The organism is Streptomyces sp. NPDC048172, assembly GCF_043202595.1.
GTDB lineage: Bacteria > Actinomycetota > Actinomycetes > Streptomycetales > Streptomycetaceae > Streptomyces.
This window is the reverse complement of record NZ_JBIDAT010000001.1, coordinates 651,544-669,567: the sequence shown is the minus strand read 5'-3', so window position 1 is coordinate 669,567 and position 18,024 is coordinate 651,544. Positions and strand designations below refer to the sequence as shown.

At 71.5% G+C, this 18,024-nt stretch carries 15 protein-coding genes; all 15 read right to left on the bottom strand.

Annotated elements, in window-relative coordinates; genetic code table 11:
• Nucleotides 1–8: 8 nt before the first annotated feature.
• The 15 genes from ACGF3A_RS03030 to ACGF3A_RS02960 all read right to left on the bottom strand — a co-directional run bounded on the left by ACGF3A_RS03030 (nucleotide 9) and on the right by ACGF3A_RS02960 (nucleotide 18,019).
• The gene (locus tag ACGF3A_RS03030) at nucleotides 9–1,316 is read right to left on the bottom strand and encodes an aspartate aminotransferase family protein (RefSeq protein ID WP_393725147.1); all 1,308 of its coding nucleotides are present in this window, start codon (nucleotides 1,314–1,316) and stop codon (nucleotides 9–11) included.
• Between the two features lie 25 nt (nucleotides 1,317–1,341).
• The gene (locus tag ACGF3A_RS03025; protein WP_393725145.1) at nucleotides 1,342–2,364 is read right to left on the bottom strand and encodes a 3-oxoacyl-ACP synthase; all 1,023 of its coding nucleotides are present in this window, start codon (nucleotides 2,362–2,364) and stop codon (nucleotides 1,342–1,344) included.
• 41 nt (nucleotides 2,365–2,405) lie between these two features.
• Nucleotides 2,406–3,968 carry an amino acid adenylation domain-containing protein gene (locus tag ACGF3A_RS03020; protein ID WP_393725143.1) on the bottom strand — a complete coding sequence of 521 codons (1,563 nt, stop codon included), beginning with the start codon at nucleotides 3,966–3,968 and terminating at the stop codon, nucleotides 2,406–2,408.
• Entirely contained in the window at nucleotides 3,901–4,719 is an 819-nt protein-coding gene (locus ACGF3A_RS03015) for a thioesterase II family protein (RefSeq protein ID WP_393725141.1), read from the bottom strand. The genes ACGF3A_RS03020 and ACGF3A_RS03015 overlap by 68 nt, the downstream gene beginning before the upstream one ends.
• Nucleotides 4,720–4,763: 44 nt before the next feature.
• Entirely contained in the window at nucleotides 4,764–5,042 is a 279-nt protein-coding gene (locus tag ACGF3A_RS03010) for a phosphopantetheine-binding protein (protein WP_393725139.1), read from the bottom strand.
• 12 nt (nucleotides 5,043–5,054) lie between these two features.
• The gene (locus tag ACGF3A_RS03005) at nucleotides 5,055–6,002 is read right to left on the bottom strand and encodes a chlorinating enzyme (protein ID WP_393725138.1); all 948 of its coding nucleotides are present in this window, start codon (nucleotides 6,000–6,002) and stop codon (nucleotides 5,055–5,057) included.
• Nucleotides 6,003–6,120: 118 nt separating this feature from the next.
• Nucleotides 6,121–6,909 (bottom strand): thioesterase II family protein, encoded by a 789-nt coding sequence (locus ACGF3A_RS03000; protein WP_393725136.1) that lies wholly within the window; start codon nucleotides 6,907–6,909, stop codon nucleotides 6,121–6,123.
• Entirely contained in the window at nucleotides 6,906–13,301 is a 6,396-nt protein-coding gene (locus ACGF3A_RS02995) for a type I polyketide synthase (RefSeq protein WP_393725134.1), read from the bottom strand. Before ACGF3A_RS02995 ends, ACGF3A_RS03000 begins: the two co-directional genes overlap by 4 nt.
• 51 nt (nucleotides 13,302–13,352) lie before the next feature.
• Complete coding sequence (locus tag ACGF3A_RS02990; RefSeq protein ID WP_393725132.1) at nucleotides 13,353–13,919, bottom strand: 4'-phosphopantetheinyl transferase superfamily protein; 567 nt, start codon at nucleotides 13,917–13,919, stop codon at nucleotides 13,353–13,355.
• 10 nt (nucleotides 13,920–13,929) lie between these two features.
• Complete coding sequence (locus ACGF3A_RS02985) at nucleotides 13,930–14,184, bottom strand: hypothetical protein (protein WP_393725130.1); 255 nt, start codon at nucleotides 14,182–14,184, stop codon at nucleotides 13,930–13,932.
• On the bottom strand, nucleotides 14,177–15,043 hold the full coding sequence (locus tag ACGF3A_RS02980) for an alpha/beta fold hydrolase (RefSeq protein ID WP_393725129.1): 867 nt from the start codon (nucleotides 15,041–15,043) through the stop codon (nucleotides 14,177–14,179). Before ACGF3A_RS02980 ends, ACGF3A_RS02985 begins: the two co-directional genes overlap by 8 nt.
• A complete protein-coding gene (locus ACGF3A_RS02975) occupies nucleotides 15,044–16,033 on the bottom strand; it encodes an NAD(P)H-dependent flavin oxidoreductase (protein ID WP_393725127.1) in 990 nt (329 codons plus the stop codon).
• The gene (locus ACGF3A_RS02970) at nucleotides 16,033–16,896 is read right to left on the bottom strand and encodes an aminoacyl--tRNA ligase-related protein (RefSeq protein WP_393725125.1); all 864 of its coding nucleotides are present in this window, start codon (nucleotides 16,894–16,896) and stop codon (nucleotides 16,033–16,035) included. Before ACGF3A_RS02970 ends, ACGF3A_RS02975 begins: the two co-directional genes overlap by 1 nt.
• The gene (locus ACGF3A_RS02965; RefSeq protein ID WP_393725123.1) at nucleotides 16,896–17,138 is read right to left on the bottom strand and encodes an acyl carrier protein; all 243 of its coding nucleotides are present in this window, start codon (nucleotides 17,136–17,138) and stop codon (nucleotides 16,896–16,898) included. The genes ACGF3A_RS02970 and ACGF3A_RS02965 overlap by 1 nt, the downstream gene beginning before the upstream one ends.
• Complete coding sequence (locus tag ACGF3A_RS02960; RefSeq protein WP_393725121.1) at nucleotides 17,135–18,019, bottom strand: diiron oxygenase; 885 nt, start codon at nucleotides 18,017–18,019, stop codon at nucleotides 17,135–17,137. The genes ACGF3A_RS02965 and ACGF3A_RS02960 overlap by 4 nt, the downstream gene beginning before the upstream one ends.
• Nucleotides 18,020–18,024: the final 5 nt, after the last annotated feature.

Sequence of the window (18,024 nt, the reverse complement as noted above, 5' to 3'; positions counted from 1 at the left end):
CATCCCTTTCACGGGGCGGCGGCCGGGCGCAGCGCGGACACGACGCCCGTGAAGCGCCGCGCGGCGAATTCCGCCTCCTCCGAGGTCATCGTCAGTGGAGGCATCAGCACCACGGTGTCGGGCGTGTAGTGGACCAGCAGTTCCTGACGGCGGCACGCGGCCTCCAGACGGCGGCGGTCCGCCATCGGGAGCGGCCTGCCGTCGCCGTCCACCAGGTCGATCGCGACATACGCGCCGACGGCCCGGACTCCCCCGAACGCGGGCGCCCCGTCCAGCAGTCCGTCCAGACGGTCGCGGAGGAGACGGCCGAGGTCGCGCCCCCGGGCCACCAGGTCCTCGGACCGGTAGGCGCGGATCGCGGCGAGCGCCGCGGCGCAGGCCACCGGGTGGCCGTCCGTGGTGGACGCGTGGGCGAACACCGTGCTGTCGGTGTCGAACGCACGGTGGATCTCCTCGGTGGCCAGGACGGCGCCGAGCGCCGCGTATCCGGCGGTGATGCCTTTCGCGAGGCACATGAGGTCCGGCGAGACCCCCGAGAGGCCGGCCGCGAACATCTCGCCCATCCGCCCGAACCCCGTGAACGCCTCGTCGAAGATGAGGAGAATGCCGTTCTTCGTGCAGTACTCCCGTGCGGCGCGCAGATACGGGGTGGGGAGGGGCTGCCCGTTCAGCCCCTTCACCGGTTCCAGTATCAGTGCGGCGACGCGCTCCGGCCCGAGCTCGTCCAGGCGTGCGACGAGGTCGGCGCCGGACGCGTCGGCCTCCGGTTCCGGAAGGTGGTGGAACCCGTCGGGCATCGGCCCGTGGAGCCAGTGCATGATGCGCTGCCCGCTCGCCGCCATGGCCGCCATCGGGCTGCCGTGGTAGCTGTCGCGGAGCCCGACGACCAGGCGTCTGTCCCGGTGGCCGGTGTTCCGGTGGTAGGAGCGGGCCATCAGCACCGCGCTCTCGACCGCGGCGCCTCCCGTGTGGCAGAAGCGCACACGGTCGAGGCCGCGGGGCGCGATGTCGGCCAGCTCACCCGCCAGTTCGACGGTCACCGGAGCGGGCAGCTCCGAGCGCACCATGCAGACATAGGGCAGTTCGCGCGCCTGACGGGACATCGCTTCCACGATGTCGTCCCTGCCGTAGCCCAGCAGCACGTTGCCCACGCCCGCGCGGGCGTCGAGGGCACGACGGCCCGCGGCGTCGGTCAGCCAGGAGCCCTCTCCCCTGACCCACATGTCCTCGGGTCCGCTCCGGTCGAGGATCGTGGACGTGGGCGATGTCCCGTGCCAGAGGGCGTACGACTGCCGGTCCCATGTGCCTGGCTTCATGGCCATGCCTTCCCCGGTCTCCGGGCTACTTCACGGGTGCCTGGACCACGGCGCAGGTGAAAGTGTATCCACCGGTGCCTTGGATGAGAATCCCGTATTCTCCCGGTGCGAGGCGTTCCTCCATGTCCACCAGGTTCGCCAGCAGATCTCCCGCTCCGAGACAGCCGGTGTCGCAGTCGAGATAGTGCGGGTCGCCGCCGAGGACCTCTTCCATGGCGGGCCTGAACATGCCGTTCCGCATTCCCTGGGAGAGGCGGGGCAGCGCGCAGGCGCTGATGTCCTGAGGGCCGATGCCGGAGGCGCTCAGGGAGTGCCGGACGAGTTCGTGCAGCTTGGCGACGCCGAGCTTGACCATCCGTGCCGCCGCGCCGGACTCGCGGAACGCCGTGTTGGCGGGCCGGAGGTCGATGGGAGCGCCGTGCCCCAGCGGAACGGAGCTGAACTTCTCGTTCCCGCGCATCTGGGCCTCCCACTCGGCGTCGGTCACCTGGCCGAGCGAGAGGAGGTGGAGCAGGTCGTCGTCCCCTCCGGACCTGCCGAGCACGACCGCGGTCGCCGAGTCCGAGTAGACCGCGTCGTCGTCGCACGCCCAGCGGCTGAAGCCGGGCGGGCAGAACCGGTCCCCGCTCGTGACGAGGGCCGCGCCCGCCTCGGGGGTGGCGACCAGCCACTTGGCCGCGACCTGGAGGGCGACGGCTCCGCCGTTGCACAGCTGCTGGACGTTGATGGGCAGCCCTTCGAGCGCCCCGGAGTGGCGCGCGACGTAGTGCGCGGGCGACCACATGTCGAAGCCCTGGTGGTAGCTGAACGAATGGACCAGGCAGCTCATGGAGTTCGGGTCGATGCTGGTGCCCGCCAGTGCGTCCTTCGCGGCCAGCACCGCCATCTCGGGCGGCGAGATGTCGTCGGGCGCGACATGGAGCTCCGTGACACCGATGCGTTCGAGGTCCGTCGCGCTGAGCTCGCCCTCCGGGGGGCCCTCCTTCTCCGGCGGAAGCCACAGGCTCGCCGCCTTGACGCTCAGCCCCGGTACGGACTGCTGGTTCATCGCCGTCACTGATTCCTCACTCTCTCGTCCCGCTCGTGGATTCACGGGTTCCGCCCTGCCAGGAGAGCTCTCCGGTCCACCTTTCCGGAGCCGGTGAGCGGCAGGCTGTCGCGCAGGTGTATCTCGCCGGGCAGCATGTACTTGGGGATCTTCGTGACGAGCTGGTCGTGGCAGAGGCGGGGCGTGCACGCGTCGTCCGCGGGCACCACGAACGCCACCACGACCTTCTCGCCTGACTCGTTCTCGGCGGTGGTCACGTAGCTCTGCTTGACGTGCGCCACCTCGTTCATGAAGTGGGCGATCTCGCCGAGCTCGATCCGGAAGCCGTTGACCTTCACCTGGTCGTCGAGCCGTCCCTGGAAGACGACGTCGCCGTCCGCCCGGAAGTAGCCGCAGTCCCCGGTGTGGTAGAGCCGCACCTTGTCGCCGTCGAGTTCGTACTCGACGTACTTCTGAGCCGTCAGCTCCGGCATTCCCAGGTAGCCGGGGGAGAGCCCCGGGCCCGCCAGGCAGACCTCGCCGGTCTCGCCCGGGGCGCAGAGCGCGCCGTCGCGGACGAGGTACAGGTACGTGTTCTGCAGGGGCACTCCGATCGGCAGCGCCGAATCGCCCTGGACGGTCTCCCGCACGGGGTAGTACGTGGCGAAGACCGAGCACTCGGTCGGTCCGTAGACGCTGACGACCTTGCCGTCGCCGTAGTGGAGCCGCGCGCGCTCGATGTGCTTGAGGGAGTGCGCCTCGCCGCCGGTGAGGACCGTCCGCACGGTGTCGAAGACGTCCGGGGACTCGTCCACGATCACGTTGAAGAGCGCCGTCGTCACGAAGACGGCCGTGACGCCGTTCTCCCGTACGAGCCGCTTCAGTTCCGAGATCCGTATGTAGTCCGAGGGGTAGAGCACGGCGGTCCCGCCGTGCAGCAGCACTCCCCAGATCTCGAAGGCCGCCGCGTCGAAGAGGACGTTCGCGAGCTGCGGCACGACGGCGTTCTCGTCGAGGGCGACGTAGCAGGAGTTGAAGACCAGGCGGACGATGCCCTCGTGCCGGATCGGGACGCCCTTGGGGGACCCGGTCGAGCCGGAGGTGAAGACGATGTAGGCGAGCGAGTCCTGCGGGACCCGAAGGGAGGGGTTCCGCTCGTCCACGTCCAGCGTGGCGGGGTCGACGGGGATCACCGTCTTCCCCGCGAAGCGGGACGCCATCTCCTCGGGCGCGTCGGTCAGCAGCACGCCGCAGTCCGTCCGGCCGAGGATCCCGCTCAGGCGGTCGTCGGGCCAGCCGCGGTCGAAGGGGAGGTAGGTGGCACCGCACTTGATGACCGCCAGCATCGCGACGATCATCTCCGGCGAGCGCTTGACGCCCAGTCCCACGACGTCGCCCGCGCGCACGCCCGACTCGCTCAGGCGCGCGCTCAGGCTGTTGGCCAGGCCGTTGAGTTCGCGGTAGGTCACCCGGCGCTTCCGGTGGACGACGGCGACGGCGTCCGGCCGGCGGCCCGCCGCCTCCTCGAAGAGTTCCTTGAGGCTCTCCGCCGGATAGTCAGCCCCGGTCCTGTTGATCTTCTGGTGAATGGATAGCGCCTCTTGCGAAGCGGTGAGCTTCTCCATTCGGATTCCCCAGACGTGTGTTGACGATTCTTGTGACGTGCTCCGGGTGGCTGTCCACGAAGAAGTGCCCGCCGGGAACTTCGATCAGCTCGCAGTCGCGCCGGGTGAATCCGCTCCAGCCGCGCATGGTCGCCCGGTCGTCGATCGGGTCCGCGGGGCTGTAGAGGGCGGTGATGGGCACGTCCACCCCGGAGGCGTGGTGGTTCTCCCAGATCTCGGCGAGCCGGATCTCGCTGCGCATCGTCGGCAGGAACAGGCGCAGCATCCGCTCCTGCGCGAAGAGTTCCGCCGCCGTGCCGCCCATCTTCGCGACGGCGTCGGCGAACCCGCTCTCCGTCATCTCGTGCATGTACGGGCGTGCCTGCGGGACGTCCGGGCTCCGGCAGCCGGAGACGAACAGCCGGTGCGTCCGGCCCGGGAACCGGGCCGCCGCCAGCTGGCACAGCTCGTACGCCAGCCGCCCGCCGAAGCTGTGGCCGTAGAAGGCGTGGCGGCGGTGCAGGTACGGCGACAGCGCCTCGAAGACGTCGTCGACCAGGGGCTGCCAGCGGTCGTAGCGCGGTTCCTTCAGGCGGCGTCCCCTGCCGGGGAGGATCACGCACAGCAGTTCCACGTCGGGCGCCAGACCCTCGCCCCAGGCGCGGAACGTCTCGGGGCTGCCGCCCGCGTAGGGGAAGCAGAACAGGGTGGTCGAGGGCTCCGCCGCCGCCGGCTTGAGGGTCATCACCCACTTGTCGCCCGTCGCCGCCACGATGCCCCCTGCCAGTCCGCTGTCGGTCCGCTGCCAGTCCGCTGTCAGTCCGCCACGGCGTCGGCGGGTTCGCTGTTGCGCTGGATGCTGGCCGCGATGTCCGTCATCCGGCTGTCGGTGAACAGCTCGTCCGGGGGCAGGGAGTCCTCGCCGAAGTCCCGCTCCGCCCGCTCGATCAGCTTCACCGCGGTGAGTGAGGTGCCTCCGGCCTCGAAGAAGTCGTCGTCCCCCTTCTCCACCCGCAGTCCGAGTTGCCTGCACGCGTCGATGACCCAGGACAGCATTTTCTCCTGCGACATCTGGTCGCCGCCCGTCTCGCCCATGTGTTGTCTCTCCTAGTGCACCGGAAACCGGTAACCGTTGACCGTGCTCTCAGCAAAGCGATTGTGGCCGTACTTGTCTTCTCCGGACACCAGCACGCAGCCGTACTTGTCCAGGCTCGCCCGCGCCCCGAACTCGTGGAGTTCGTCGGAGTACGGGTAGACCTGGACCTGGGTCGGCAGATAGCGCGAGGCGAATCCGAGCCGCATCTGGTCGGTTGCTCCGCTGTGCGGGTGCGAGGCGTGCATGAGCGTCGACCAGAAGAGAATGAACTGCCCCTGGCGCATCACCTGGGAAACGGCCTTGGACTCGTCGGGGCGCCAGTCGGGGTCCTTCTGCAGCTGGCGGAAATCGTAACCGAAGAGGCCGCGCTTGACGCCGTCCTTGTCCTTCTGGTTGATGATTTCCGGGTCGTACTCCATCGTCTTCGACTCGTCGTAATTCATAGACGTGTGCGTGCCGGGGATGAACTGGAGGCAGCCGTTCTCCACCGAGGCCTCGGTGAAGGCGGTCCAGGCCGTGATCGTGCCGCCGAACTCGGCGTCCTCCGGCCACACGATGTGCGGGTGCTTCGCCCCGTCCACGCTGGAGAAGTTGTCCGCCTGGTGCCAGTCCGTCCCCTCGTCGCCCGGGTACTTCGGGAACAGCTCGGTCCGCCAGCAGAGCGTGTCGGGCCCGAGGAGGCTGCTCACCCGGTCCACGATCTCCGGCCGCGCGATGTGCTCGGCGAGGAAATCGACGTCGAGATGACGGTCGTAACTGGCCGCCAGGTTGGTGTTGCCGGATTCGGTCCTGCCTTCGCTGTAGATGGACGTCTTTGTCCTCAGCAGCTTCGGCCTGACCTGCCTGAGATTCTCTTCCATCTCCTCTTGGGGGTACAGATCGAACGGCCCAATGTAGCCATTCTGCTTGAACTGTTCCACCTCTTCAGCGGTCAGCGCGAATGATTTCGTACGAGCCATTTTCTCTCCTTGATCATGAATTCAGTCGACGCCGGAGATTCAGAAGAGGAACCAGGAAAAACGGTACCCACGCGCTCTCCCCGGCCACAACCCCTATTCTTCCCCGTGCAACCCCTACTCAGAATCCCGATTCCACCGCTTCCCCTGCTTCCACCTCTTCCAGCGCCGCCGAACGCTTCAGCTCCGCGAGCACGTCGTCCAGCACCGCGGGAAAGTGGTGCCGTATGTAGAAGTGGTCGCCCGGATAGTTGTGCAGACTGAAGCTGTCCGGGCCCGGTGCCCATGCCCGCCACCCCGCCATGTCGTCCGGGGCGGCGATGGCGTCACCGTCGCCCGCGAACGCGGCGACCGCACAGCGCAGCGGAACCGGCGGCCGCAGGCCGAGCCCCGTGTAGAGCCGGGCGTCCGTGCGGATCAGGGAGATGAAGGAGTCGAGCGTGGCCCGGTCCTGCTCGATCTGTCCTGGCAGGGCCTCGCCGCCGAGCTTGAGGTAGGCCGTGACGGGGTCGGCGAGCAGGTCCTCCGCCGTGCCGACCCAGTACGGGTGGTCCGGGGCGCCGATCCCGGACGGGCACAGCAACGCCGGTCCGCGGCGCGCGCGTTCCAGAGCCCGGCACACCTCGAACGCGTACCGCCCGCCCGCCGAATGTCCGAACAGCGCCGTCGGCCTGCTCCCGCAGATCCCGGCCAGCGCGTTCGCGGTCTGCCGGACCAGGCGCGACAGGTCCGTGACGGGCAGTTCGGCGGCGCGGGCCTCGCGCCCCGGCGGCTGGACGGCCAGCACCTCCACCCCCGTGGCGTCGGCCCACGGCTGGTAGAACGCGGGACCGCCGCCGGGGTGCGGCAGGCCGACCACGCACAGCGGCGCGTCCGGGTTCGGGGCGATGGGGACGATCCAGTCACTCATGAACGCCGCTCCTCGGCGGGACGGAACCCGGCGGCAGCCACCACGCGGCCGGCGAGGTCGCCGGTGTTCTGGCTGGCGAGGATCTCCAGGGTGGGCAGGTCGATGTCGAGCTGACGCCGCAGCGTGACGGCGAGTTCGGTGGCCAGGATCGAGTCGATCCCGAGGCGGGTCAGCGGCACGGACGGCGAGAGACGTTCCGGTTCGGTGCGCATGATGGTCGCGATCAGACCGGTGATCGCCTGGGTGGCCAGCTCCTGCGCGCCGTTCTCCTGGCTCGCCCGGAGCTGCTCGCGCAGCCCCGCGCCCGCCCCGTCCCGCTCCCCGGACGACGAGGTGATGAGGCCGGAGAACCGGGCGGCGGAGCTCGACGCGAACATCACCCCGGCGCGCTCCCAGTCGACGCGGGCGATCACCGCGCTGTGCGGGGTGTCGCCGGTCAGGAGCTGCCCCAGCCGGTCGAGCGCCTCGCCCGGCGGCATCGGCTCCAGCCCCAGGCTGGTGACGGACTCGCTGAGGCTGTCGCGGACGACGACACCGGTACCGGCGATGGCGCCCCAGGCGACGGAGAGCGCAGGCTGACCGCGGTCGCGCCGTCGGCGGGCCAGGGTCTCCAGGCACAGGTTGGCGGCGGCGTACGAGGCCTGCAGCCGGTTGCCGAACAGCGCGGAGACGGACGAGTAGAGGACGAAGTGGTCGAGGTCGCAGTCCACGGTCAGCTCGTCGAGGTACCGCGCGCCCAGCACCTTCGGCGCCAGGACGCCCTCGAACCGGTCACGGGTCTGCTCCCCGAGGGCGCCGTCGTCGTAGCGCGCCGCGCAGTGGAACACCCCGCGCAGCCCGTGCGGCGCGCACTCCCGGGCGTGGGCGACGACCCTGGCCATCGCCGCCCTGTCGGTGGTGTCCGCGGCCATGGCGGTGATCCGTGGGTGCTCCGGCGGCTCGGCGGGCGTACGGCGCCCGGTGACGACGACCTGCCCGGCGCCGTGCTCGGCGAGCCAGCGCGCGGTGGCGGCGCCGAAGCCCCCGGTTCCGCCGGTGACGAGGTAGGCGCCCTCCGGGTCGAACGCCGCCCGCTGGACGGGCGAGGGGATGTCGGTGGTGTCGATGACGAGCTTGCCGATGTGCGCGGACCGCTTGAGCCGGGTGAACGCCTCGTCGAGACCCGTCGCCGGGAGGACGGTGTGCGGCAGCGGCCCGATACGGCCGTCACCGGCCATCTCCGCGACCTCGCGCAGGGTCTGCCCGGCGCGCTCCGGGCGCCGCTCGATGAGCTGGGCCAGGTCCACGGCGAAGTAGGACAGCGTGTGGAGGAACGGGCGCAGCCGCAGTCCGGCGTCCTCGTACAGGTCCCGCTTGCCCAGCTCCACGAAACGCCCGTCGGGCGCGAGCAGCTCCAGGCACGCCGTGGCCGCCTCCCCGGTCAGGGAGTTGAGGACGATGTCCACTCCGCGCCCGCCGGTCAGCTCCCTGACCTGGTCGGCGAAGAACCCGGAGCGGGAGTCCAGCGCGTGCGCGGCGCCCCGGTCGAGCAGGAGCTGACGCTTCTCGGGCGTACCGGCCAGGGCGATCACCTTCACCCCGGCCAGGCGCGCGAGGGTCAGCGCCGCGAGGCCCACGCCCCCGGCGCCACCGGGCAGCAGCAGGGTCTCGCCCTCCGCCATGCCGGCGAGGACGTTGAGGCTGTAGTGCGCGGTGGCGTACACCAGCGGCAGGGTCGCCGCCTCGTGGACGTCGAGGCCCTCGGGGACCGGGACGGTGACGGCCGCCCGGGTCTTGACGTGCGTGGCCAGCGAGCCGGGCGCGATGGCCATCACGGCCTGGCCCTCGCGCAGTCCGGTGACGCCGGGACCGGTGCTGACGACCACTCCCGCGCACTCCTGGCCGATCAGGGGACCGGCGTTGACCCCGCCGCGCCAGTCGGCCTGCGCGGGCTCGATGGGCATCAGCCCGGTGGCCAGCATCACGTCCTTGTAGTTGAGCGCCGCAGCCCCGACCTCGATGACCACCTCGCCGGGGCCGGGCTCGGGCACCGGCACGGCGGCGGGCTCGAAATCCGGTGTCAGCGCGACGGTGCTGACCTGGAGCGCCGTCGCCTGCCCGGCCGGACGGCCGCGCGGCGCGGTGGCCGGGTCGGCGGACGGCTCGGCGGACGGCGTCAGCGGCCCGACGCGGGCCACGCGCACCTCGTCGGGGAAGACGGCGAACTCGTCCTCCCGGCCGGTGTCCTGGGTGAGCAGTTCGGCGACGCGACCGGCCTGCGCGGGGCGCAGCGACGGCTCGACGGCGATCCTGCTGAGAGCGATGCCGGACGCCTCGTTGCTGATCGTCCGTGCCGTGCCCCAGGCCGAGGCGGCGGCCGCGCCGCCCTCCCCCGCCGGGACCGGGTGCGCCAGGGCGCCGTTCGGCCCGGTGATGAGCGCGAGCCTCAGCCGTGCGCCGGGCGCCGTGGCCGTCAACTCCTCCCAGGCGAGCACCGCGTCGCGCAGGATCTGGCCCGCGTCCGCCCCCGCCGTCACCGGGTCGTCGTCGCCTTCGGAGAGCACCAGCGCGAGCGCCGTCGCCGGTTCCCCGTCCGCGGCCGGGCGTACCGCGTCCGCCCACCCGGCGGCCTCACCGGGGCCGACGGCCGTGGGGGCGGCGGCCCCGAGCGACCCGGCCAGCCGCCGCGCGAACTCCAGGCCGCCCCGGTCCGTCACGACCGTCCAGGCCGCGGGTGCGGCGTCGTCGGACGACGACTGCTCGGTGTCGTCCTCGTCCTCGTGCGCGAGGGGCTCCGAGGTGACCGTCCACGCGCCGAGCGGCGGCTGCGGGTGCCCCTCGATGAGGTGGACGCGCATGTCCTTCATGGTGAGCGCGACCGTGCCGTCCGGTGCGGCCAGCGTCACGTCCCACATGGCCTCACGCCCCGCCTCGGAGCGGCTGACGACGTGGATGACGCCTTCCGTGGGCAGCCGGGACCAGAGGGTGAGCGCGCCGAACTCGACGGGCATGAAGAGCATCGAGCCGTCGCGCACCGCCGCCAGCAGCGGGCTGCCCGCGTGGACCGCGACGTCGAGCAGCACGGGGTGGGCACCGTACGGCGGGGCGGGGGCGTTCATCTCGGCGGCGGGCGCTTCGGGCATCCGGTAGGCGCCGAGGAGCTCGCCGGTGCCGCCCGTCTCGTCGTATCGGAACCGCACGTCCGTCAGCGCGCGGAAGTCGGGTCCGTAGACGGTGCCCGCGCGGCTGGTCATCGCGTAGAACTCGTCCCCGGTCAGCGCCTCGTCGAGGCGCGCGCGTACGGCGTCGGCGTCGAGCGGCGGGGGGACGTCGGCGGACACGGTCCGCAGACGGCCGCGCGCGTGCTGCTGCCACGGCTGGGACGGGCCCTCGGCCCGGGCCCGCCGCGAGGAGATCGTGACGAGGTCCCCGGACACCGCGGTGCTGACGCGCACCTGGACCGGGTCGCCCGTGGCGGCGGGCACGGTGAGGCCCGACATCACCGCCAGGTCGGTCACCTGGACCGTACGGCCGGGGTCCGTCGCGGGCCCCGCGGACAGGGCCATCTCGGCGAACGCGGCGCCGGGCATCACAGTGGAGCCCGCCACCTGATGGCCGCCCAGCCAGGGCACCCGCGAGGGCTCGACGGTTCCCTCCCACTGCGGGTCGGGGACGGGGACCCGCTCCCCCAGCAGCGGGTGGACCAGCTTCCCGTCGCCCGGGCCGTGTCCCCACCACGACGGTTCGCCCACCCAGAGCCGCTCGCGCTGCCACGGGTAGGCGGGCAGGTCGACGATGCGCCCGGGGGTGGCGAACCACGTCGCCATGTCGACGGCGCCACCGGCCGCGAGCACGTTCGCGGCGCACGCGTCGAGGTCCGGCTCCTGGTCGCGGCGCAGCGTCTCGGCCGGGGTGAAGGAGGGGCTGTGCGGCGACTTGGCGATGCGGCGCAGGTAGGTGGCGAGCACCGGGTGCGGGCCGATCTCGACGAGGACCCCGGCGCCCGCGGCGGCCATCGCCTCGGTGGCCTCGGCCATCCTGACGGGCTCCCGGATGTTGCGCCACCAGTACTCCGCGTCCAGCATCCGGCCCTCCGGCACGGCCTCGCCGGTCACCGTCGAGACCATGGGCAGCGCCGCGTCGCGGGTCGCGAGGCCGTCCAGCTCCTCGATGATCCGGTCGCGGACCGGGTCCATCTTCACGCTGTGGAAGGCGTAGTCGAGCGCGAGCACGCGGAAGAAGACATCGCGGTCGGCGAGTATCTTGCCGATCTTCTCCAGCGCTTCGCGGGTACCGGAGAGGGTCACGTCGGTGGGCGAGTTGACCGCGCTGATCTCGGCCTCGGCCCCGCACGACGCGATGAGTTCGGCCGCCTCCTCCGGGCCGATGGCGGCGGCGGCCATCGTGCCGGTCCCGGCCGTCAGGCCCTGCGCGGTGCTGCGGACGGCCACCACCCGGCAGGCCGCCGCCATGTCGAGGATGCCCGCCGCGTGGGCCGCGGCGATCTCCCCGACGCTGTGCCCGGACACCGTCGACGGGCTGATCCCCCGCTCGCGCAGCGACGCGACCAGGCCCACCTGGACGGCGAAGAGCAGGGGCTGGGCGATCTCCGTACGTGTCAGGTCGTACTCCCCGGCGACCAGCGCGTCCGCGACCGACCAGCCGAGCAGCGGGGTCAGGGCCGCGTCCGCCTCGTGCACCACGGCGCTGAACGCGGCGTCGGTCCGCATCAGCGGCGCCGCCATCCCGGCCCACTGCGAGCCGTTGCCCGCGAACACGAAGCCGACCGGTACGCCCGCCGCCACCGCCGTCTCGCAGCGCGCGGCGGCCGCGGGCAGCGTTCCGGCGGAGACGCTGTACAGGTCCTGCGCGGCACCGGCCGCGCTGTCGGCGGTCACCACGGCGGTGTGCTCGTGCCGCTGCCGCCTGCACACCGAGGTGAACGCCGCGTCGTAGAAGCTTCCGGGGTCGTCCTCCAGCCGCTCGGCCATCGCCCACGCGGCCTCGTCGAGCGCCTCCGGGGTACGCGCCGAGACCAGCACCGGCACCCGCGCCGAGGGGGGCGCGGACGGTTCGGCGACGGGCCGCGGGTCCGGCTCGCAGAGCACGACGTGGGCGTTCGTGCCGCCGATGCCGAAGGAGTTGACGCCCACCACCGCGCGGCCCGTGCCCCGGCTGACGGGGATCTCCTGGTCGGCCGGGAGCAGTCCGAGCTCCTCGAAGTCGATCGCGGGGTTGCGCGGATGGCCGTGCAGCGACGGGGGGATCCGGCCGGTGCGGAGGACGACCAGGGTCTTGAGCAGCCCGGCCATTCCGGAGGCGCATTCGAGGTGCCCCACGTTGGTCTTCACCGACCCGATCGGCAGCGGGCGGTCCGGCTGCCTGCGGGTGCCGAGCGCGGCTCCCACGGCCGCGCACTCCACCGGGTCGCCGACGGGCGTGCCCGTGCCGTGGCACTCCAGGTAGACGAGTTCGTCGGGGGCGACGCCCGATTCCGCGTACACCCGCTCCAGCAGGGCCTGCTGGGTGACCGTCGAGGGCTGGCTCATGACGTTCACCGACTGCCCGTCGGTGTTGGTCGCCGAGGCCGGGACGACGGCCAGTACCCGGTCCCCGTCGGCGAGCGCGTCGTCGAGGCGCTTGAGCAGCACGACCCCGCCGCCCTCGCCCCGTACGAAGCCGTCGGCCAGCTGCGAGAACGCGTGGCAGCGGCCGGTCGGCGACAGCAGCGACGCCTTGGCGAAGCCGAGGTAGTCGGCGGGGTTGAGCAGCAGTCCGACACCGGCGGCCACCGCCGTGCGCACCTCGCCGCTCGCCACCGCGCGGGCGGCCTGGTGCACGGCGACCAGCGCGGAGGAGCAGGCGGTGTCGATCGAGCACGAGGGGCCGCGCCAGTCCAGCAGGAAGGAGAGCCTGTTGGCCGCGTTGGAGGTGATGGTCCCGAGCATCGAGTGGGCGTCCACGGCCTCAGGGCGCGCGGACACCAGCTCCCAGTACCCCCGGGTCGAGGTCCCCACGAAGACGCCGCCGTCCGCGCCCGCGAGCGTCGCGGGGTCGATCCCGGCGTGGTCGAACGCCTCCACGGTCATCTCCAGCAGCAGCCGCTGCTGCGGGTCCATGTGCGCCGCCTCGCGCGGCGAGATGCCGAAGAACCCGGGGTCGAATCCGGTGATGTCCTGGAGGAAGCCGCCGGCGCTCGTGTAGCTGAGCCCTGGGCCGGGCTCCGCTTCTCCCGGGGCGGTCCACAGTGCCGTGTCGAACCGGTCGGACGGCACCTCGGTCACCAGGTCGCGGCCCGCGAACAGGGCGGCCCCCAGTTGATCGAGGCTGGCCACGCCGCCCGGCAGCCGACAGCCCGCTCCCACGATCGCCGCGCAGTTCCCGAGACCGCCCCGCACCAGGTCAGCGTCCATGAACCTCTCCTCTCAGAATTCTTCGTCGGGTCGTGGTGAAGGCCCGGAGTCTCACCCTCGTATCGCCACGGCGAACGAAAGGCCCGCGGCGGAGCGGACCCTGACCGGGACCGACTCGCCACGGCAGGTGGCGCTCAACGCGTCGTCGGCCGCCACGAGTTCGGTGCGCCAGAAGACGAAGTCCTGTAATCGGGCGATGGTGTACAGCGCTTTGAAAGCCGCCTCCTTGGCCGCGAACAGCTCACGCGGTGTGCACGCGCCGGCGGGCGGGAGCAGCGCGCCCCGTTCCCGCCCGCTCAGGACGAATCCGGCCGTACGCGGGCCGATGTCCGCGCTCTCGACGTCGACGCCGACGCCCGCGGCACCGGGTGCGACCACCGCGACCGCCAGCCGCTCGGTGTGGGCGATCGAACCGGGGAACCCCCGCGGGAAGCACGGGCGTCCGTCCGGGGCGCGGGGCACGTCCCGCTCGGCGGCGCCCGCCGCCGCCAGCGCGGCCGCCGCGGCCCGGCGGCCCGCCGCCGACTGCTGCGGCGGACCGTACGGGGGCCGCACCGGCCGCCACGCGGTCCGTACACCCCTCGCCATCCGGGCGGGAACGTCCAGCTCGACAACCACCGCGCGCCCTTCAGTTCCGCAGCGCCACGACGTGGTCGGCCAGCGACTCGATCGACCGCAGGGCCCCCGGGTCGACGTCGTCGTCCCATTCGAAGCCGAACGCGTCCTCCATCGCCACCAGCAGACTGACCAGCGCGTTGGAGGACATGCCCGCCTTGCGGAGCGATTCGGTGTCCGACACCTTGCTGACGAACCGGTCGCCGCCGTGCTGTTCCAGCAGCAGGTCACGGATGCGCTGCCGCACCTCGGCCGCTCGCTCAGGCACGTGATTCCACTTCTTCTACGAACTTGCGCACGGACGTCTGGAAGCCCTCGGCGTCGTCGATGAAGGGGATGTGACCGGCCCTCGGGATGATCTCGCAGCGCCCGTCCGGGAACAGGTCCGCGAGTTCCCCGGCGCCCGTCGGGCTGAGCAGGAAGTCGTCGTCGCCGGTGATGACCAGCGTCGGTGCCTGGATACGGGCCAGCACCGCGGGGTCGCTCTTGTCCTGCATGGCGCGCTTGATGCCGTTGGTCATCTCCTCGATGGTGGCCAGCGAGCTGAAGCTCTCGCGGAACCCCAGGAAGCCCGGCGAGCCGATGGTCTCGTTCATCTCCGCGCTGAACACCTCGGGGTACAGGTGCTCGTAGAGCCCTTCGAGGCCGTGGGACTCCAGCGTCCGCAGCCACGCGCGCTGGATCTGCCGCTGGCGCCGCATGCCGCGCGGGCCGAAGACCGGGCCCGCCAGCACCACGCCCTTGATCCGGTCGGGGTACCGCAGGGCCATCTCCCTGGCCAGCACCGTGGAGGTGGAGAGGGCCAGCAGATACGTGGACTCGATCCCCAGCGCGTCGAGCAGCGCGATCGCGTCGACCGCGTGCTCCTCCCAGCTGGGCTCCTCCGCGACCTTCGAGGAGTGGCCGTGGTTGCAGAGGTCGAAACTGACGATGCGGTAGTGCTCGTCGAGCTTCTCGGTGAACACCCGCCACGCCGGTACGGGCAGGAAGAAGGTGTTGAGCAGCGTGATGGTGGTGCCTTCGCCACGGGACTCGTAGTACAGCTCGACACCGTCCCTGGTGGGGATCCGGGGAGTGTCCTCGTGGTACGTCATGTCCAGCCGGGCCAGCTCGTCGTAGTTCGCCATCTACTTCTCTCCACTCAAGGTTTCGGTAATGTCGGCGCACGGCAGGACGGGGGCGAACCCGGCGACGACCTCGGCGGCCGGGACCTCCCCGGACACGGCGTCGCAGGACAGGCCGCAGTACATCGCCATCTCCTCGATCCGGCCGCTGGTCGCCTCGGTCGGCACCGCCGCGCTGAAGCGCGGCACCAGGTACGGCTTGCCCTCCACCACCGTCCGGCCGATGAACTTCTTGGCCTGCCCCGGGTCGCGGGTCGCCGCCGTGGCCAGCACGCGGTGGCGGCGCCCGGGCCAGCCGATCTCGTAGACATCGGTGATCACCGTGTCGGTGCCGCCCGCTGAGCCCACCGCGTCCTTGAAGGAGCGGTGGGCCAGCGATTCGTGGGTGTTGACGAACGCGGTGCCCAGCAGTACGCCGTCGGCCCCGGCGGCGAGGGCGCGGCTCGCCTCGTCCGGCGAGCCGATGCCGCCCGCCGCCACGAGGCAGGCGTCGGGCAGGGCCGCGCGCAGCTGGGCGACGAGCGTGTCGCGCTCCGTCTCGCCGAGCAGGTGGCCGCCCGCCTCGATGCCCTGGACCACGACGACGGCGCCGCGTTCGGCGGCGCGCACGCCGTCCGCCACGGTGCCGACCTGGATCACGAGCTTCCGGCCCGCCGCGGTGACGCGCTCGCACACCCCGTCGCCGGGCATGCCGAACAGCGACACGTGCACGTGCGGCGGCGTCTCGTCGAGCACCTGCGTCACCTGCCGCGCGAGCTCGTCCGGCCCGACGACCTCCGGGATCAGGTTCACGCCGACGGGCCGGGCCGTGCCCGCGGTCAGCCGCCGCAGCACGGCGGACAGCGCCTCGCCGGTCAGCTTGTAGCCGCCCACGCAGCCCCCGGCACCGGCCTCGGACACGGCGCACGCCAGCCCCGGACCCGCGACGCCGCCCATTCCCGACTGGAGCAGGCTGACGCGGATCCCCAGCTCCTCGGCCAACGTGGTGCGCATCAGCCGAGCTTCTCCAGCGCGGAGACCGCCGCCGCGGTGTCGCCGAAGTGCTCGGTCAGGGTGTGCACCCACCGCTCCAGGCCGAAGGCGAGGCAGCTGGTGTGCGCCGTCGCGCCCGCGGCCTCGATGGAGCACCGCTCGCCGAAGAAGTTCCGGTGGTAGTTGACCGAGCCGACCGCCAGGCCGCCCACGACGAACTCCTCCTTCACGGGGAACAGCCGCTGCAGCTTGGCCTTTCCGCTGTTCTTGTCGAAGAACGGGTCGGTCGCGACCTGGACGTCGACGTCCACGCCCAGCTCGTCGAAGAGCGTCAGCACGGTGTCCTTGGCGTTTCGGAGGTGCTGCTTGGCGCCCTCCTCCGGGCCGACGAAGACGATCTCCCGCATGGAGAAGCCCAGCAGCCGCTGGAGGCCGTCGTAGTGCTCCTCGTTGCGGAAGCACGTGCCGACCGTGGTCCGCAGCACCCCGGTGTCGGGCAGGGAGGTGCCCGCCATGTCGGCGTAGAGGGCGTAGCAGGCCGCCGTCGGCAGCGCGAAGGCGGTGGGTTCCATGATCTCGGGCGGGACGCGGTCCAGCGGCCGCGGCGCGTCGGACAGGACCTTGCCGACGCGGTGCGGGTCGATCCTGGTCGCGGCCAGGCCCAGGTGCGGGAAGTTGTCGAAGTAGTCGAACGTGTCCAGGTCCGCGCACCGGATCAGGAAGGGGAAGCGGAACTCGGGCGCCTGCCAGCGCTCGGCGAAGCGGAGGAACACCGCGTCGAGCGCCCGGAACAGACGCAACTGGCCGCCGTCGAGCACGCTCAGGCCCGTGTCGGTCGCTCTGGTCGCTCCGGTCGCGCTGGTCGCGCTGGTCGCTCTGGTCATCACGCCGCCTTCTGCTTGAAGAATCGGGCTTCTATCGCGTCGAGGGTGCGGAAGTCGTCGAGGTCCACCTCTTCGGGGTCGATCGGCTCGCCGGTCAACTCCTCCAGCAGGAAGATGAATTCGACGAAAGCGAGCGAGTTGATCGCCCGGCTGTCGATGAGGTCGAGGTCACCGGCCACGTGGTCGAGTTCGGGATTGCGGCCGAGGATGAATTCGAGGACGGACTCCATGGGTTCGCTCATCGGTCGGCGGGCCCCCCGAGGCCCGCGCCGGACTTGGCGAGGAACCTTCTCGTGCGCTTCAGGACCTGGTCGTGCGCCGCCTTCCGCGCCGGGTGCTCCAGGGCGCGCCGCCGCAGGGCCAGCGCGTCGGGGATGCCCGCGTCGCGGTAGGCCGCGGGGTTGTAGAGGGTGGCGATGCTGTACTGGAGGTAGCTCTCCAGGTATGCGGCGACCAGGGGAATCTCGTCGGGGTCGCGCCGTTTCACCTGGCCCAGCAGGTTGACGAAGACCATCCGGCCGAACGCGACATGCCGGCTCTCGTCCTGGTGGTGCACCCGGTTGATCTCGCGGGCGATGTGCGGCAGCGACTCGTCGGTCGCCATGTACGCGTTGTAGTGGTCGACGATCTCCTCGAAGATCAGGACGCGCGCGAACACGATGAGTTCACGGGCCAGCGGCGAGAGGTGGTCCACGGAACCGGCCTGGAGCTTCGGCTGCGCCGGATACAGTTTGCCGCCGTAGCGCAGGCAGAACTGGGCGAAGAACCACATGTGCTCGTTCTCTTCGCCGATGAAGTGGTGCAGGAACTCCGAGACGCCCGCGTAGGCGCGCTCGTGGATCCGCATGACCACTTCGCTCATCAGCTCACGAATTCCGTGGATGTTGAGGCTGAAGAAATTGACCGCCTCGAAGCGGGTCAGCGCGAGCTGCTGTTCCCGGGTCAGCTCGTCCCACATCTCCGTACCGGCCAGCGTGGTGAGGCTCTCGCTCATCCACGGTTTGTCGGCCTCGATGGAGTCGGGCCACTCGAAGGCGGTGTACGGGTTGTAGTAGCCGGACTCGGCCATCTGCTCCAGCCGTCCCAGGTCCAGCTGGACCGGCTCGATCTCGCTCACAGGCATGTGCA

Bases quoted from the DNA above. Each gene is read 5' to 3' on its own strand.
- ACGF3A_RS03010 (WP_393725139.1), bottom strand. From the start codon at position 5,042: ATGGGCGAGACGGGCGGCGACCAGATGTCGCAGGAGAAAATGCTGTCC.
- ACGF3A_RS02995 (WP_393725134.1), bottom strand. From the start codon at position 13,301: ATGGACGCTGACCTGGTGCGGGGCGGTCTCGGGAACTGCGCGGCGATC.
- ACGF3A_RS03005 (WP_393725138.1), bottom strand. From the start codon at position 6,002: ATGGCTCGTACGAAATCATTCGCGCTGACCGCTGAAGAGGTGGAACAG.
- ACGF3A_RS03030 (WP_393725147.1), bottom strand. From the start codon at position 1,316: ATGAAGCCAGGCACATGGGACCGGCAGTCGTACGCCCTCTGGCACGGG.
- ACGF3A_RS02980 (WP_393725129.1), bottom strand. From the start codon at position 15,043: ATGGCGAACTACGACGAGCTGGCCCGGCTGGACATGACGTACCACGAG.
- ACGF3A_RS03020 (WP_393725143.1), bottom strand. From the start codon at position 3,968: ATGGAGAAGCTCACCGCTTCGCAAGAGGCGCTATCCATTCACCAGAAG.
- ACGF3A_RS02960 (WP_393725121.1), bottom strand. From the start codon at position 18,019: ATGCCTGTGAGCGAGATCGAGCCGGTCCAGCTGGACCTGGGACGGCTG.
- ACGF3A_RS02965 (WP_393725123.1), bottom strand. From the start codon at position 17,138: ATGAGCGAACCCATGGAGTCCGTCCTCGAATTCATCCTCGGCCGCAAT.
- ACGF3A_RS02970 (WP_393725125.1), bottom strand. From the start codon at position 16,896: ATGACCAGAGCGACCAGCGCGACCAGCGCGACCGGAGCGACCAGAGCG.
- ACGF3A_RS03000 (WP_393725136.1), bottom strand. From the start codon at position 6,909: ATGAGTGACTGGATCGTCCCCATCGCCCCGAACCCGGACGCGCCGCTG.
- ACGF3A_RS03025 (WP_393725145.1), bottom strand. From the start codon at position 2,364: ATGAACCAGCAGTCCGTACCGGGGCTGAGCGTCAAGGCGGCGAGCCTG.
- ACGF3A_RS02975 (WP_393725127.1), bottom strand. From the start codon at position 16,033: ATGCGCACCACGTTGGCCGAGGAGCTGGGGATCCGCGTCAGCCTGCTC.